This is a genomic window from Pseudomonas sp. YL2 (assembly GCF_023063025.1).
Classification (GTDB): Bacteria; Pseudomonadota; Gammaproteobacteria; order Pseudomonadales; family Pseudomonadaceae; genus Aquipseudomonas; species Aquipseudomonas putida_A.
The window spans coordinates 216,040-230,604 of sequence record NZ_JAJSLU010000004.1 but is presented as its reverse complement, the minus strand read 5'-3'; the positions used below and the strand labels follow the sequence as shown (position 1 = coordinate 230,604).

The 14,565-nt window shown below is 59.5% G+C and carries 18 protein-coding genes; 10 read left to right on the top strand and 8 right to left on the bottom strand.

The annotated features are described in order from the left end of the window. Positions 1–8 precede the first annotated feature (8 nt). From hpf to LVD08_RS08425, 7 genes are all read right to left on the bottom strand, one after another. Positions 9–317: a ribosome hibernation-promoting factor, HPF/YfiA family gene (hpf, locus tag LVD08_RS08455; protein WP_025109458.1), complete on the bottom strand. Its 309-nt coding sequence runs from the start codon at positions 315–317 to the stop codon at positions 9–11. Positions 318–390: 73 nt separating this feature from the next. Then, entirely contained in the window at positions 391–1,884 is a 1,494-nt protein-coding gene (locus LVD08_RS08450) for an RNA polymerase factor sigma-54 (RefSeq protein ID WP_027610846.1), read from the bottom strand. A 276-nt stretch (positions 1,885–2,160) separates the two neighbouring features. Then, entirely contained in the window at positions 2,161–2,886 is a 726-nt protein-coding gene (gene lptB, locus LVD08_RS08445) for an LPS export ABC transporter ATP-binding protein (protein WP_247267906.1), read from the bottom strand. Continuing rightward, positions 2,886–3,431: a lipopolysaccharide transport periplasmic protein LptA gene (gene lptA / locus LVD08_RS08440; RefSeq protein ID WP_247267905.1), complete on the bottom strand. Its 546-nt coding sequence runs from the start codon at positions 3,429–3,431 to the stop codon at positions 2,886–2,888. Before lptA ends, lptB begins: the two co-directional genes overlap by 1 nt. Next, the gene (gene lptC / locus LVD08_RS08435; RefSeq protein ID WP_027610848.1) at positions 3,418–3,990 is read right to left on the bottom strand and encodes an LPS export ABC transporter periplasmic protein LptC; all 573 of its coding nucleotides are present in this window, start codon (positions 3,988–3,990) and stop codon (positions 3,418–3,420) included. Before lptC ends, lptA begins: the two co-directional genes overlap by 14 nt. Before the next feature lie 8 nt (positions 3,991–3,998). Next, on the bottom strand, positions 3,999–4,523 hold the full coding sequence (locus LVD08_RS08430) for a KdsC family phosphatase (protein ID WP_007967216.1): 525 nt from the start codon (positions 4,521–4,523) through the stop codon (positions 3,999–4,001). Next, the gene (locus LVD08_RS08425) at positions 4,523–5,497 is read right to left on the bottom strand and encodes a KpsF/GutQ family sugar-phosphate isomerase (RefSeq protein WP_247267904.1); all 975 of its coding nucleotides are present in this window, start codon (positions 5,495–5,497) and stop codon (positions 4,523–4,525) included. The genes LVD08_RS08430 and LVD08_RS08425 overlap by 1 nt, the downstream gene beginning before the upstream one ends. A 274-nt stretch (positions 5,498–5,771) precedes the next feature. Between LVD08_RS08425 and LVD08_RS08420 the strand changes: the two genes are divergently transcribed. From LVD08_RS08420 to hisC, 10 genes are all read left to right on the top strand, one after another. Beyond that, entirely contained in the window at positions 5,772–6,581 is an 810-nt protein-coding gene (locus LVD08_RS08420; protein WP_003221703.1) for an ATP-binding cassette domain-containing protein, read from the top strand. Beyond that, on the top strand, positions 6,581–7,378 hold the full coding sequence (mlaE, locus tag LVD08_RS08415) for a lipid asymmetry maintenance ABC transporter permease subunit MlaE (protein ID WP_027610851.1): 798 nt from the start codon (positions 6,581–6,583) through the stop codon (positions 7,376–7,378). Before LVD08_RS08420 ends, mlaE begins: the two co-directional genes overlap by 1 nt. After that, a complete protein-coding gene (gene mlaD / locus LVD08_RS08410) occupies positions 7,378–7,845 on the top strand; it encodes an outer membrane lipid asymmetry maintenance protein MlaD (protein ID WP_007967220.1) in 468 nt (155 codons plus the stop codon). The genes mlaE and mlaD overlap by 1 nt, the downstream gene beginning before the upstream one ends. A gap of 11 nt (positions 7,846–7,856) precedes the next feature. Further along, entirely contained in the window at positions 7,857–8,510 is a 654-nt protein-coding gene (locus LVD08_RS08405; RefSeq protein ID WP_027610852.1) for an MlaC/ttg2D family ABC transporter substrate-binding protein, read from the top strand. Then, the gene (locus LVD08_RS08400) at positions 8,507–8,812 is read left to right on the top strand and encodes an STAS domain-containing protein (RefSeq protein ID WP_027610853.1); all 306 of its coding nucleotides are present in this window, start codon (positions 8,507–8,509) and stop codon (positions 8,810–8,812) included. The genes LVD08_RS08405 and LVD08_RS08400 overlap by 4 nt, the downstream gene beginning before the upstream one ends. Positions 8,813–8,928: 116 nt before the next feature. Then, a complete protein-coding gene (locus LVD08_RS08395) occupies positions 8,929–9,168 on the top strand; it encodes a BolA family protein (protein WP_007953556.1) in 240 nt (79 codons plus the stop codon). Positions 9,169–9,190: 22 nt separating this feature from the next. Beyond that, entirely contained in the window at positions 9,191–10,456 is a 1,266-nt protein-coding gene (gene murA, locus LVD08_RS08390) for a UDP-N-acetylglucosamine 1-carboxyvinyltransferase (RefSeq protein WP_027610854.1), read from the top strand. A 127-nt stretch (positions 10,457–10,583) separates the two neighbouring features. Then, positions 10,584–11,219 (top strand): ATP phosphoribosyltransferase, encoded by a 636-nt coding sequence (gene hisG / locus LVD08_RS08385; RefSeq protein WP_007967226.1) that lies wholly within the window; start codon positions 10,584–10,586, stop codon positions 11,217–11,219. Positions 11,220–11,344: 125 nt separating this feature from the next. After that, the gene (gene hisD, locus LVD08_RS08380; protein WP_096795361.1) at positions 11,345–12,682 is read left to right on the top strand and encodes a histidinol dehydrogenase; all 1,338 of its coding nucleotides are present in this window, start codon (positions 11,345–11,347) and stop codon (positions 12,680–12,682) included. A 2-nt stretch (positions 12,683–12,684) separates the two neighbouring features. Beyond that, complete coding sequence (gene hisC / locus LVD08_RS08375; protein ID WP_027610856.1) at positions 12,685–13,737, top strand: histidinol-phosphate transaminase; 1,053 nt, start codon at positions 12,685–12,687, stop codon at positions 13,735–13,737. A gap of 96 nt (positions 13,738–13,833) precedes the next feature. Here the strand turns inward: hisC and LVD08_RS08370 are convergent, their stop codons facing one another. Then, positions 13,834–14,553 (bottom strand): DUF4198 domain-containing protein, encoded by a 720-nt coding sequence (locus LVD08_RS08370; protein ID WP_247267903.1) that lies wholly within the window; start codon positions 14,551–14,553, stop codon positions 13,834–13,836. Positions 14,554–14,565 lie beyond the last annotated feature (12 nt).

Genomic DNA, 14,565 nt, shown 5'->3' with positions numbered 1-14,565 from the left:
TGGGAGTGTTAACGACCTGTCGCGCCCTGAAGGAGGCTCTGGGTCTTTTCCTTATGCTTTTTGAGTTGGCGATCCAGCTTGTCGGTCAGTGAGTCGATCGCAGCGTACATGTCGGTATCTTCTGCGTTGGCGACCACTTCGCTGCCGGGTATATGCAAGGTGGCTTCGATTTTCTGCTTGAGCTTTTCGACGCACATCGTGACTTGCACGTTGGTGATCTTGTCGAAATGGCGCTCCAATCGTTCGAGTTTCTCGTTGATGTAGGTGCGCAGAGGTTCGGTCACTTCCAGTTGGTGTCCACTGATGTTGACTTGCATACAGCTTCTCCTTCGTTGCCAGTGCATAAAGCGGCAGGCCGAAGAGCCTGCCACTGGAACGCTGTAACGTGGCTTACATCAACCGCTTGCGTTCGCTCGAAGGCGCGATCCCGAGGGATTCGCGGTACTTGGCGACGGTGCGGCGAGCCACCTGAATGCCTTGTGCCTCCAGTAAACCAGCGATCTTGCTGTCACTCAACGGCTTTTTCTGATTTTCCGCCGCAACCAGTTTTTTGATGATCGCGCGGATCGCCGTCGACGAGCATTCACCGCCTTCGGAGGTGCTGACGTGGCTGGAGAAAAAGTATTTCAGTTCATAAATACCGCGCGGGGTATGCATGAATTTCTGCGTGGTGACCCGGGAAATCGTCGATTCGTGCATGCCGACCGCCTCGGCGATGTCATGCAGGACCAACGGCTTCATGGCTTCATCGCCATACTCCAGGAAGCCGCGCTGATGCTCGACGATCTGGGTGGCCACCTTCATCAGGGTTTCGTTGCGGCTTTGCAGGCTCTTGATGAACCAGCGTGCCTCTTGCAACTGGTTGCGCATGAAGGTGTTGTCGGCGCTGGTGTCGGCGCGACGGACGAAACCGGCGTACTGCGCATTGACCCGCAGACGGGGCACTGACTCCTGATTCAGCTCGACCAGCCAGCGTTCGTTATCCTTGCGCACAATGACGTCGGGCACCACGTACTCGGCTTCGGTCGATTCGATCTGCGAGCCCGGACGCGGATTGAGGCTTTGCACCAGTTCGATGACCTGACGCAACTCGTCTTCCTTGAGCTTCATACGCCGCATCAACTGGCTGTAGTCGCGACTGCCGAGCAGATCGATGTAATCGCTGACCAGACGTTTGGCTTCGTTGAGCCACGGGGTCTTGGCCGGGAGCTGACGCAGTTGCAGCAGCAGGCATTCGCCGAGGTTGCGCGCGCCGATACCGGCCGGTTCGAACTGCTGAATGCGGTGCAGAACGGCTTCGATCTCGTCCAGCTCGATGTCGAGCTCCGGATCAAAGGCGTCGAGAATTTCTTCGAGGGTTTCGTCCAGGTAGCCCTGATTGTTGATGCAATCGATCAGGGTCACGGCGATCAGGCGGTCGGTGTCGGACATCGGCGCCAGGTTCAATTGCCACAGCAGATGGCTTTGCAGGCTTTCGCCGGCGGACGTGCGGGTGGTGAAGTCCCACTCGTCGTCATCGCTGCTGGGCAGGCTGCTGGCGCTGGTCTGGTAGACGTCTTCCCAGGCGGTATCAACGGGCAGTTCGTTAGGAATGCGCTCGTTCCATTCGCCATCTTCCAGATTGTCCACCGTCGGGGCGGCTTCCTGATAGGACGGTTCCTGAATGTCGGTGTTGGGTTTTTGTTCGGCGTTGTCGGCCAAAGGATCGGTATTGTCGAAGTCGTCGCCTTCTTCCTGGCGTTCGAGCATCGGATTGGATTCCAGGGCCTCCTGGATTTCCTGTTGCAGGTCCAGGGTCGACAATTGGAGCAGGCGGATGGCCTGTTGCAGCTGCGGTGTCATCGTCAGCTGCTGGCCCATTCTCAAGACTAGCGATGGTTTCATGGCAGGGGCTTAACACCTTATTCGCCGGCGCGCATGCGCCATCCACTACAGGGCGCCGGAGCGCCAAACTTAAGCAAATTATATGCCTGAAACTGTCGTGTTTGCCTAGAGCGCTGTAACAATAAAAGCGTATAAAACTTTGTTGACGCATCGCGTCGAGGCGCGGTGAACATCTTTGAGGCGTCGTGTCTGCCCAGAGCGCTGTAACAATAAAAGCGTATAAAAATCAGCTTCAACGTTACAGCGCCCAAACGGCTGGCCGAATGCGATCGCGCTTCAGAGGCGGAATTCGTGGCCCAGGTACACTTCCTTCACCAGATCGTTGGCGAGGATGGTCGCCGCATCGCCTTCGGCGATCAGTTGACCGTCGTTGACGATGTAGGCGGTTTCGCAGATATCCAGGGTCTCACGCACGTTGTGGTCGGTGATAAGAACACCGATGCCCTTGGCCTTGAGGTGATGGATGATCTGCTTGATGTCGCCGACCGAAATCGGGTCGACACCGGCGAACGGTTCGTCGAGCAGGATGAATTTCGGTGCGGTCGCCAGGGCGCGGGCAATTTCCACCCGGCGGCGTTCACCGCCGGACAGGCTCATGCCGAGGTTGTCGCGGATGTGGCTGATGTGGAATTCCTGCAGCAGGCTTTCCAGTTCCTTGCGACGACCGGTCTTGTCGAGTTCCGTGCGGGTTTCGAGGATGGCCATGATGTTATCGGCCACCGACAATTTGCGGAAGATCGACGCTTCTTGCGGCAGATAGCCGATACCGGCCTTGGCACGGCCGTGCATCGGCTGATGGCTGACGTCCAGATCATCGATCAGTACGCGACCCTGATCGGCCTGCACAAGGCCGACGATCATGTAGAAACAGGTGGTCTTGCCGGCACCGTTCGGGCCGAGCAGGCCAACGATCTGGCCGCTGTCGATCGACAGGCTGACGTCGCGCACAACCTGGCGGCTTTTATAGGCCTTGGCCAGGTGTTGAGCTTTCAGAGTTGCCATTACTGGGTTTTCTCGTCGGTTTTCTTCTTCGGCTGGATCACCATGTCGATACGCGGACGCGTTTCGGTGACTTTGCTGCCGGTAGCGCGACCGGCACTGGCCAGTTTCTTCACCGTGTCATAGACGATTTTCTCGCCCTGAGTGGTGTTGTTGTCCTTGTCGACAACCTTGGCCTTGTCGATCAGCACGACGCGGTTTTGCGCGGCGTGGTACTGAATCGTCACGCCCCAGCCCTGAACAGGCTTGGCGTCACCTTGGGTTTGCAGTTGCTCGAAGTAGGCAAGGTTGCCTACCGAGGTCACCACGTCGATATCGCCGGTCGGAGTACGGGTGATGGTCACCGTATTGCCCTTAACGATCATCGAGCCCTGGGTGATGATCACATCACCTTTATAGGTGGCGATGCCGTTCTTGTCGTCCAGCTGGGCGTCGTCGGCCTGAATGCGGATAGGTTGCTGCTGATCGTTCGGCAGAGCCCAGGCGCTCACGCTTCCCAGTGCTGCGCCCAGACTGAGCAAAATAGGGAGGGTTTTAACGAGCCTCATACTGTCCTCTTACGTTCGATTGCAGGTGTATCCTGCTTTCCTTCAAATACGCCTTCATTCCCACGCCAGTCGATACACCGCCAGCGCCGTCGATTCTAACGGGTTGCTCGGTCTGCGCATATTGCTGCTGAGGGAACACCGTCATGCGTGTGCTGGTGATCAGGGTGTCGCGTTTCTTTTCATCGGTGCGCTTGATGCGTACCGAGTCGATCAATTCTACCTGCGTTCCGTCCGGATTCACTTCGCCTCGCTCGCTGGTCACGTGCCACGGAAACTCGGTGCCGCGATACATGTTGAGGTCGGGTTTGGTAACCAGAGTCACATCCGTCGCTTTCAGGTGTTCGGCCTTGTCCGACGTCATTTCGTACTGCACTTTGCCGTCCGGCAGATATTGCAGGGTATGCGTATTGGTGGCGTACCAGTCGATGGCAGTGTCTTCGACCTTGGCCACAGGCTTGTCGAGGAAACGTTCCGGACTGATGTTCCAGTAGCCGACCGCCGCAAACATCGCAGCGATGCAGCCGAACAGCAGGAAGTTGCGAAATTTTTTGCTAAACATGATTTGGCTCACAGGTACGCGGCGTTGGCCGCATCGAGGCGGCCCTGGGCGCGCAGGATCAATTCGCAGAATTCGCGGGCGGCACCTTCGCCACCGCGGGCCCGAGTGACGCCATGGGCGTGTTCGCGCACGAAGTCGGCAGCATTGGCAACGGCCATGCCCAGGCCTACGCGGCGGATCACCGGCAAGTCAGGCAGGTCGTCACCCAGGTAGGCGACCTGTTCATAGCTTAGGCCCAGTTGCGCCAGCAGGCCGTCCAGAACCACCAATTTGTCTTCGCGACCCTGAAACAGGTGCGGGATACCGAGGTTCTTTGCCCGGCGTTCAACCACCGGGGTCTTGCGGCCACTGATGATGGCGGTCTCGACACCGGCATTCATCAGCATCTTGATGCCCTGGCCGTCGAGGGTGTTGAAGGTCTTGAATTCGCTGCCGTCTTCGAGGAAGTACAGGCGCCCGTCGGTGAGGACGCCGTCGACGTCGAACACCGCCAGTTTGATCGCTTTGCCGCGTTGCAGCAGATCGGTGGTCATTACATCACTCCTGCACGCAGCAGATCGGAGAGGTTGAAGGCGCCGATCGGGCGATCTTCTTCGTCCACGACAACCAGTGCGTTGATTCGGTGGTCTTCCATGATTTTCAGGGCTTCGGCGGCGAGCATCTCGGGCCGTGCGGTCTTGCCGTGCGCGGTCATGACCTGGTCGATGGTGGCGCTGCGGATGTCGATGCTGCGGTCCAGCGTGCGGCGCAAATCGCCGTCGGTGAAGATTCCGGCCAGTTTGCCATCGGCTTCAACGATCGCGGTCATGCCCAGACCCTTGCGGGTCATTTCCATGAGCGCGTCCTTGAGCAGGGTGCCGCGCTGCACTTGCGGCAGCTCTTGCCCGGCATGCATGACGTTTTCCACTTTCAGCAGCAGGCGTCGACCCAGAGCGCCGCCCGGGTGTGAAAAGGCAAAATCTTCGGCGGTGAAACCACGCGCTTCCAGCAGCGCCACGGCCAGGGCATCGCCCATGACCAGCGCGGCGGTGGTTGAGGAAGTCGGTGCCAGGTTCAGCGGGCAGGCTTCGTGTTCGACATGAACGTTGAGATTGACTTCGGCAGCTTTGGCCAATGGCGACTGCGGATTACCAGTCAGACTGATCAACTGGATGCCGAGGCGCTTGATCAATGGCAGCAGGGTGACGATTTCGTTGGTTGAGCCGGAGTTGGAGAGGGCAAGGATCACGTCGTCGCGGGTGATCATGCCCATGTCGCCATGGCTGGCTTCGGCCGGGTGGACGAAAAATGCCGGGGTGCCGGTGCTGGCCAGGGTCGCGGCAATCTTGTTGCCGATGTGCCCGGATTTGCCCATGCCGACCACGACCACACGGCCTTTGCTGGCCAGAATCATCTCGCAAGCGCGTACGAAATCGGCGTCGATATGGGGCAACAAGCCTTGTACGGCTTCCACTTCGAGGCGGATGGTGCGTTGTGCCGATTGAATCAGGTCGCTGGATTGGCTCATGTCAGAAATCGTATAGCCCGATGAAAAGGCGGCGATTATAGCGGTTATGTTGAAAAGCCTCACGCAAGTTCGTCGTGCTTTGTCATTCCGCGTCAGCAAAACCCCGAAAAAGTGCCATCAGGCCTGTCATATCGTTGAACGCGGAGGGGCGGGGCCTTGGGCGCTTGGCGTTTGCAGTGATATAGTTCGCCGCCAGTTCGGCCTGCCCGGGAGGTATGTGCTTTCTGCGGAAAGCCAGGCGTCCGAGTGAGAGGCTGCATCGCAAGGAGTTTAGATGAGTGCCGATAACGCCTACGCGGTCGAGCTGAAGGGAGTCTCCTTCAAGCGCGGTGCGCGCAGCATTTTCAATAACGTCGATATTCGCATCCCGCGTGGCAAGGTTACCGGCATCATGGGACCTTCCGGGTGTGGCAAGACCACTTTGTTGCGCTTGATGGGTGCACAGTTGCGTCCTTCCAGCGGCGAAGTCTGGGTCAACGGTCAGAACCTGCCGACGCTGTCGCGCAGTGATCTGTTCGATGCGCGCAAGCACATGGGCGTGCTGTTTCAAAGCGGCGCGCTGTTCACCGATCTCGATGTCTTCGAGAACGTCGCTTTCCCCCTGCGCGTTCATACCCAATTGCCGGATGAAATGATCCGCGACATCGTCCTGCTCAAATTGCAGGCGGTCGGTTTGCGCGGTGCCATCGAGCTGATGCCCGACGAGCTGTCCGGCGGCATGAAGCGTCGGGTCGCCTTGGCCCGGGCGATTGCGCTCGATCCGCAGATTCTCATGTATGACGAGCCTTTCGTCGGTCAGGATCCGATCGCCATGGGCGTGCTGGTACGCCTGATCCGTCTGCTCAACGATGCGCTGGGGATCACCAGCATCGTGGTCTCCCACGATCTGGCCGAAACCGCGAGCATCGCTGACTACATCTATGTAGTGGGTGATGGTCAGGTGCTGGGGCAGGGCACGCCGGACGAATTGATGAATTCGGATGAACCGCGTATTCGCCAGTTCATGACCGGCAACCCCGATGGCCCGGTGCCGTACCATTTTCCAGCGACGGATTACCGCGCAGATCTTCTGGGGAAGCGCTGATGCGCAGAATTTCATTAATAGAACGCGTACGCCGGTTCGGCGAGGCGGCGATCGACGCCGTCGCGGTGTTTGGCCGCGCGACCCTGTTCCTGTTTCACGCCCTGCTCGGTCGTGGCGGTATCAGCGGCGGTTTCGGCCTGCTGGTCAAGCAACTGCATTCGGTCGGCGTGATGTCGCTGGTGATCATCGTCGTGTCGGGGATTTTCATCGGCATGGTGCTGGCGCTGCAGGGCTTCAGTATTCTGTCGAGCTACGGTTCGGAGCAGGCTGTAGGGCAGATGGTGGCCCTGACGTTGCTGCGTGAACTGGGGCCGGTGGTGACGGCGCTGTTGTTTGCCGGGCGTGCCGGTTCGGCGCTGACCGCAGAAATCGGCAACATGAAATCCACCGAACAGCTTTCCAGCCTGGAAATGATCGGTGTCGATCCGCTCAAATACATTATTGCCCCGCGTCTGTGGGCCGGTTTCATTTCCCTGCCGGTGCTGGCGATGATTTTCAGCGTGGTGGGAATCTGGGGCGGTTCGTGGGTGGCTGTCGACTGGCTTGGCGTGTATGAAGGCTCCTACTGGGCGAACATGCAGAACAGCGTGAACTTCACCAGCGATGTGCTCAACGGCGTCATCAAAAGTGTCGTTTTCGCCTTCGTCGTGACCTGGATCGCCGTTTTCCAAGGCTACGACTGTGAGCCCACTTCCGAGGGCATCAGTCGCGCCACCACCAAGACCGTGGTATTCGCCTCGCTGGCGGTACTGGGCCTGGACTTTATTCTGACCGCTTTGATGTTTGGAGATTTCTGATGCAAAACCGCACCCTGGAAATCGGTGTCGGCCTGTTCCTGCTGGCAGGGATCCTGGCTTTGTTGCTACTGGCTTTGCGGGTCAGTGGCCTGTCTCCGACCTCGACCACCGACACCTATAAACTGTATGCCTACTTCGACAATATCGCCGGTTTGACGGTCAGAGCCAAAGTGACCATGGCTGGCGTAACCATCGGCAAGGTCACGGCCATCGATCTGGATCGCGACAGCTTCACCGGTCGGGTAACCCTGCAAGTGGATAAAAAGGTCGACAACCTGCCGACCGACTCCACAGCGTCTATCCTGACCGCTGGCCTGTTGGGCGAGAAGTACATCGGTATCAGCGTGGGCGGCGAAGACACCCGTCTGAAGGATGGTGGAACCATCCACGACACCCAGTCGTCTCTGGTACTGGAAGACCTGATCGGTAAATTCCTGCTCAATACCGTTAGCAAAGACGCCAAATGAGGAGCTTTTGAATGATCTCTACCTTGCGACGTGGCCTGTTGGTGTTGCTTGCGGCACTGCCGATGCTGGCTAGCGCTGCGCCCGGACAGTCGGCGCACGACCTGATTCAGGACACCACGAACCGGATGCTGGCTGACCTGTCGGCCAATAAAGAGAAGTACAAGAAGGATCCACAGGATTTCTACACGGCGCTGAACACCATCGTCGGACCTGTGGTGGACGCCGAAGGCATTTCCAAGAGCATCATGACGGTCAAGTATTCGCGCAAGGCCACGCCGGCGCAGATGCAGACCTTCCAGGAAAACTTCAAGCGCGGCCTGTTCCAGTTCTATGGCAATGCCTTGCTCGAATACAACAACCAGGGCATCACGGTTGATCCGGCCAAGGATGAGTCCGGCGATCGCACCAGCGTCGGCATGACCGTCAAGGGCAACAACGGCGCGATCTACCCTGTGCAGTACACGCTGGAGAAGATCAATGGCGAGTGGAAACTGCGCAATGTGATCATCAATGGCATCAACATCGGCAAGCTGTTCCGTGATCAGTTCGCCGACGCGATGCAGCGCAATGGCAACGATCTGGACAAGACCATCAACAATTGGGCTGGCGAAGTGGCCAAGGCCAAGGAAACCACCGAGAAAGCTGCCGAGAAGCCAGCACAATGAATGAGGCGGCAGTTCGTATGAGTGATGTCGACGAGCTATTGCTCAGCGGAGTGCTGGACTATCGAACAGGTCCCGACCTGCGCAAGGAAGGCCAGGCGCTGATCAAGTCCAGCAAGGCGGCATCGCTGGTCATCGATTGCTCGGCAGTGAAGAAGTCCAGCAGCGTCGGCTTGTCCTTGCTGCTGTGCTTCATGCGCGATGCCCAGGCGGCCGGCAAGGCCGTCAGCATCCGTGCGATGCCGGAAGACATGCGCGAAATCGCTCAGGTCAGTGAACTGACCGAGTTGCTGGCGCACCCCTGAACCCGCATCGATAAACAAGCCCCCCGTCAGAGTCCTGCCAATGCGGGGTTCGCAGGCGCGGGGCTTTTTTGTATGATGTCCGACCCGTGCGCACAGGGCGCCGATTGAGGTTGAGCATGCAGGCCGTAGAAGTGAAGAGCTTCCTTGAAGGAAAGCTGCCAGGAACGCAGGTGGAAGTTGAAGGCGAAGGCTGCAACTTCCAGCTGAACGTGATTAGTGATGAACTGGCGGCGTTGAGCCCGGTCAAGCGTCAGCAAAGCATCTATGCCCATTTGAACCCTTGGATCGCCGATGGCAGCATCCACGCGGTCACTATGAAATTTTTCAGCAGCGCGGCCTGGGCCGAGCGCACCTGAGCCCTAGGGCGTCGAGATTCTTATGGATAAATTGATTATTACCGGTGGCGTTCGTCTTGATGGCGAAATCCGTATCTCCGGGGCGAAGAACTCCGCCCTGCCGATTCTGGCTGCCACCCTGCTGTGCGATGGCCCGGTGACCGTTGGCAACCTGCCGCACCTGCACGACATCACCACCATGATCGAGCTGTTCGGTCGCATGGGCATCGAGCCGGTGATCGACGAGAAACTCAGCGTCGAAATCGACCCGCGCACCATCAAGACCCTGATCGCGCCGTACGAACTGGTGAAAACCATGCGTGCCTCGATCCTGGTACTGGGCCCGATGGTTGCCCGTTTCGGTGAAGCCGAAGTCGCCCTGCCTGGCGGTTGCGCGATCGGTTCGCGTCCGGTCGACCTGCACATTCGTGGCCTCGAAGCCATGGGCGCGGTGATCGACGTCGAAGGCGGCTACATCAAGGCCAAGGCGCCTGAAGGCGGTCTGCGCGGTGCGCACTTCTTCTTCGATACCGTCAGCGTGACCGGTACCGAAAACATCATGATGGCAGCCGCCCTGGCCAAGGGTCGCAGCGTGCTGCAGAACGCTGCGCGCGAGCCTGAAGTGGTTGACCTGGCGAACTTCCTCAACGCCATGGGCGCCAAGGTATCCGGCGCCGGTACCGACACCATCACCATCGATGGCGTCGAGCGTCTGGGTTCGTGCTTCTACAAAGTCATGCCTGACCGTATCGAAACCGGCACCTACCTGGTGGCCGCTGCGGTCACCGGTGGCCGCGTGAAGGTCAAGGACACTGATCCGACCATTCTTGAAGCGGTCCTGGAAAAGCTCCGTGAGTCCGGTGCGGAAATCACCTGCGGTGAAGACTGGATCGAGCTGAACATGCACGGCAAGCGCCCGAAAGCGGTCAACGTGCGTACCGCGCCGTACCCGGCGTTCCCGACCGACATGCAGGCGCAGTTCATCTCGCTCAACGCCATTGCCGAAGGCACCGGTGCAGTGATCGAGACGATCTTCGAAAACCGTTTCATGCACGTGTACGAACTGCACCGCATGGGCGCCAGGATCCAGGTCGAAGGCAACACCGCGATCGTCACCGGTACTGAAGTCCTGAAGGGCGCGCCAGTGATGGCCACCGACCTGCGTGCTTCGGCCAGCCTGGTGATCTCGGCACTGGTGGCCGAAGGCGACACCCTGATCGACCGCATCTACCACATAGACCGTGGTTACGAGTGCATCGAAGAAAAACTGCAGATGCTGGGCGCCAAGATCCGTCGCGTTCCGGGCTGATTGCTGCATGCGGACACAGGGACGTGTCCACTGAATTTGTTTCGAGTCGAGCCGGTATCCGGCTCGATGTGTGTCCGGCGCCGATTGCGACCGGGCATGAGTACCTTGATAAGGACTGACGTTTCCCATGTTGACTATCGCACTGTCCAAGGGCCGCATCCTTGACGACACTCTGCCGCTTCTCGCTGAAGCCGGCATCGTGCCGACCGAGAATCCGGACAAGAGCCGCAAGCTGATCATCCCCACCACTCAGGATGACGTACGTCTGTTGATCGTGCGTGCCACCGACGTGCCGACCTATGTCGAGCATGGCGCGGCCGACCTCGGCGTCGCCGGTAAAGACGTGTTGATGGAATACACCGGCCAGGGCCTGTACGAGCCGCTGGATCTGCAGATTGCCCAGTGCAAGCTGATGACCGCCGGCAAGATCGGCGCGGCCGAGCCCAAGGGCCGCCTGCGCGTGGCGACCAAGTTCGTCAACGTCGCCAAGCGTTACTACGCCGAGCAGGGCCGTCAGGTCGACATCATCAAGCTCTACGGCTCGATGGAACTGGCGCCGCTGATCGGCCTGGCCGACAAGATCATCGACGTGGTCGACACCGGCAACACCCTGCGCGCCAATGGCCTGGAACCTCAGGAACTGATCGCCACGATCAGCTCGCGCCTGGTGGTCAACAAGGCTTCGATGAAGATGCAACACGCCCGAATCCAGGCGTTGATCGATACCCTGCGCAACGCAGTGGAATCGCGACACCGCGGCTGATTCACCTGCGTGACCTTGAGTCGCGCCCGTCTATCCGCCTCATAGCCAGAATCTCAGGTGCCCAAGCGGAAACGACTGCTAAGTTAGGGCGCCTGATTTTTTGCCATTCCTATGAGGCTCTCGCTATGACCGCACCGACTGCAATTCGCCGACTCAACGCTGCTGACCCGGATTTCGCGCATCATCTGGATCATCTGCTGAGCTGGGAAAGTGTGTCTGACGACTCGGTCAATCAGCGCGTGCTGGACATCATCAAGGCGGTGCGCGAGCGCGGTGACGCGGCGCTGGTCGAATTCACCCAGAAGTTCGACGGCCTCGAAGTGGCGTCGATGGCTGACCTGATTCTGCCGCGCGAGCGTCTGGAACTGGCGCTGACCCGCATCACCGTGGCACAGCGCGAAGCGCTGGAAAAAGCCGCGGCGCGGGTGCGCAGCTACCACGAAAAACAGAAACAGGATTCCTGGAGCTATACCGAGGCCGACGGCACCGTACTCGGGCAGAAGGTCACACCGCTGGATCGGGCCGGTCTGTATGTGCCGGGCGGCAAGGCGTCGTATCCATCGTCGGTGTTGATGAACGCGATTCCGGCCAAGGTCGCCGGCGTGACCGAAGTGGTCATGGTCGTGCCAACCCCGCGCGGTGAAATCAATGAACTGGTGCTGGCGGCGGCCTGCATTGCCGGCGTTGACCGGGTGTTCACCATCGGCGGTGCGCAAGCGGTTGCCGCGCTGGCTTACGGCACTGAAAGCGTGCCGCAGGTGGACAAGGTCGTCGGCCCGGGCAACATCTATGTCGCCACCGCCAAGCGTCACGTGTTCGGTCAGGTCGGCATTGACATGATCGCCGGCCCGTCGGAAATCCTCGTGGTGTGCGACGGTCAGACCGATCCGGACTGGATCGCCATGGATCTGTTCTCCCAAGCCGAGCACGACGAAGACGCCCAGGCGATTCTAGTCAGCCCGGACGCCGAATTCCTCGACAAGGTCGCTGCGAGCATCGACAAACTGCTGCCGACCATGGACCGCGCAACCATTATCGAAACCTCGATCAATGGCCGTGGTGCGTTGATTCACGTGAAGGACATGGCGCAAGCCATTGAAGTCGCCAACCGCATCGCCCCGGAACACCTCGAATTGTCGGTGGCCGACCCGCAAGCCTGGCTGCCGCAGATCCGTCACGCCGGTGCGATCTTCATGGGCCGTCACACCTCCGAGGCGCTGGGCGACTACTGCGCTGGCCCGAACCACGTGTTGCCGACCTCCGGCACCGCGCGGTTCTCCTCGCCGCTGGGTGTGTACGACTTCCAGAAACGTTCGTCGATCATCTTCTGCTCCGAGGCCGGTGCTTCCGAGCTGGGCAAGACCGCTTCGGTGCTGGCCCGTGGCGAATCCCTGAGTGCGCACGCACGCAGCGCCGAATACCGCATCAAAGACGCAGACTTTCTGCCAGGGCAGGGGGAGTGAACATGAGTAAATTCTGGAGCCCGTTCGTCAAGGATCTGGTGCCGTATGTGCCGGGCGAGCAGCCAAAGCTGACCAAACTGGTCAAGCTCAACACCAACGAAAACCCCTACGGCCCGTCGCCAAAAGCCCTGGCGGCGATGCAGACCGAACTCAACGACAACCTGCGCCTGTACCCGGACCCGAACAGCGATCTGCTGAAAAACGCCGTCGCTAACTACTACGGCGTGCAGAGCAATCAAGTGTTCCTCGGCAATGGTTCGGACGAAGTGCTGGCGCACATCTTTCACGGTCTGCTGCAACACGAGCAGCCGCTGCTGTTCCCGGACATCAGCTACAGCTTCTATCCGGTGTATTGCGGTCTGTACGGCATCCAGTTCGATGCCGTGCCGCTGGACGCGCAGTTCCAGATCAACCCGGCGGACTACGCCAAACCGAACGGCGGGATCATTTTCCCCAATCCGAACGCACCGACCGGTTGCCTGTTGGCGCTGGAGGCGGTCGAGCAGATCCTCAAGGCCAGCCCGGATTCGGTAGTGGTCGTGGATGAGGCGTACATCGACTTCGGTGGCGAAACTGCGATCAGCCTGGTGGATCGTTATCCGAACCTGCTGGTGACCCAGACCCTGTCCAAGTCGCGCTCGCTGGCCGGCCTGCGCGTTGGTCTGGCGGTGGGTCATCCGGATCTGATCGAAGCGCTGGAGCGGATCAAGAACAGCTTCAACTCCTATCCGCTGGATCGCCTGGCGATTGTCGGTGCGGCGGCAGCGTTCGAGGATCGCGAGTATTTCGACAAGACCTGCCGTCTGGTGATCGAGAGCCGTGAATGGGTGATCGCGCAATTGCAGGCCAAGGGCTTTGAAGTGCTGCCTTCGGCGGCGAACTTCATCTTCGCCCGTCACCCGCAACACGATGCAGCAGGGCTGGCAGCCAAACTGCGCGAGCAGGGTGTGATCGTGCGTCACTTCAAGCAGGAGCGGATTGCCCAGTTCCTGCGGATCTCGATCGGTACACCGGAGCAGAACCAGGCGCTGATCGACGGCCTCGGCAACCTCTGACCCGCATTCGCGAGCAAGCCCGCTCCCACATTAGGTACGCGGTTAAACTGTGGGAGCGAGCTTGCTCGCGAAGGGGACACCGCCAATACCCGCGATCTACTCGTGATGCGGTTCGCCAAGGAACGTCAGCGAACTGAACAGCCCGCGACTGTTCACATCCGCGCTGTCCTTCACCGGCACTTCCACCTGCGCCGCAATCACATTCAACCCTTCATTACGCACCAGCACCTGCGCGCGTCCGTCCTTGTCCGTTTCAGTGCTCAGGGTGTTCGGTGCATTACGATAGTCGCCAATCAGCTTCACGCCCGCTGCCGGTTTGCCATCGAGCAACACCCGCACCGGCAATGATTTCCCCGGCCCGACCGTCAGCGGATCGACTTCCGGCAGAATCAGCAATTTGATCTGATCAAGCTTTGGCAACTTCGCCCCCGGTTGATAAATCGCCAGGCTGTACTTGAACGTCTCGGTGGCTTCGACAGCGCCCGGCACTTTGCTGCGGCCGTCGTTGATCCATCTCTTGTCGGCGGTTTGCGACCACATGCCGTTGTTCAGTGCGACGGCCAGTACTGCCGGCGGCTTGAGAGGCTTGAGACGTGCGTGATCGGGCAGGCGTTCGACGCTGACCGGGATCATTTTGCCGCTTGTGTCATAGGCCCAGGCGCCGCTGATTTTCTGCGCCTTGAAGGCATTGTCCTCGGCGCCGTGGCCGTAGATCACTTCGATATTGCCGCGCCGTTGTTCTGTCCACAGGCCATGGGCCGAGGCTTGAGTGACGAACAAAGCGGCGATGATCAGCAGGGTTTTGCCGTATTGCATAGTGACGTCCTT

Bases quoted from the DNA above. Each gene is read 5' to 3' on its own strand.
- hpf (WP_025109458.1), bottom strand. From the start codon at position 317: ATGCAAGTCAACATCAGTGGACACCAACTGGAAGTGACCGAACCTCTG.
- LVD08_RS08450 (WP_027610846.1), bottom strand. From the start codon at position 1,884: ATGAAACCATCGCTAGTCTTGAGAATGGGCCAGCAGCTGACGATGACA.
- lptB (WP_247267906.1), bottom strand. From the start codon at position 2,886: ATGGCAACTCTGAAAGCTCAACACCTGGCCAAGGCCTATAAAAGCCGC.
- lptA (WP_247267905.1), bottom strand. From the start codon at position 3,431: ATGAGGCTCGTTAAAACCCTCCCTATTTTGCTCAGTCTGGGCGCAGCA.
- lptC (WP_027610848.1), bottom strand. From the start codon at position 3,990: ATGTTTAGCAAAAAATTTCGCAACTTCCTGCTGTTCGGCTGCATCGCT.
- LVD08_RS08430 (WP_007967216.1), bottom strand. From the start codon at position 4,523: ATGACCACCGATCTGCTGCAACGCGGCAAAGCGATCAAACTGGCGGTG.
- LVD08_RS08425 (WP_247267904.1), bottom strand. From the start codon at position 5,497: ATGAGCCAATCCAGCGACCTGATTCAATCGGCACAACGCACCATCCGC.
- LVD08_RS08420 (WP_003221703.1), top strand. From the start codon at position 5,772: ATGAGTGCCGATAACGCCTACGCGGTCGAGCTGAAGGGAGTCTCCTTC.
- mlaE (WP_027610851.1), top strand. From the start codon at position 6,581: ATGCGCAGAATTTCATTAATAGAACGCGTACGCCGGTTCGGCGAGGCG.
- mlaD (WP_007967220.1), top strand. From the start codon at position 7,378: ATGCAAAACCGCACCCTGGAAATCGGTGTCGGCCTGTTCCTGCTGGCA.
- LVD08_RS08405 (WP_027610852.1), top strand. From the start codon at position 7,857: ATGATCTCTACCTTGCGACGTGGCCTGTTGGTGTTGCTTGCGGCACTG.
- LVD08_RS08400 (WP_027610853.1), top strand. From the start codon at position 8,507: ATGAATGAGGCGGCAGTTCGTATGAGTGATGTCGACGAGCTATTGCTC.
- LVD08_RS08395 (WP_007953556.1), top strand. From the start codon at position 8,929: ATGCAGGCCGTAGAAGTGAAGAGCTTCCTTGAAGGAAAGCTGCCAGGA.
- murA (WP_027610854.1), top strand. From the start codon at position 9,191: ATGGATAAATTGATTATTACCGGTGGCGTTCGTCTTGATGGCGAAATC.
- hisG (WP_007967226.1), top strand. From the start codon at position 10,584: ATGTTGACTATCGCACTGTCCAAGGGCCGCATCCTTGACGACACTCTG.
- hisD (WP_096795361.1), top strand. From the start codon at position 11,345: ATGACCGCACCGACTGCAATTCGCCGACTCAACGCTGCTGACCCGGAT.
- hisC (WP_027610856.1), top strand. From the start codon at position 12,685: ATGAGTAAATTCTGGAGCCCGTTCGTCAAGGATCTGGTGCCGTATGTG.
- LVD08_RS08370 (WP_247267903.1), bottom strand. From the start codon at position 14,553: ATGCAATACGGCAAAACCCTGCTGATCATCGCCGCTTTGTTCGTCACT.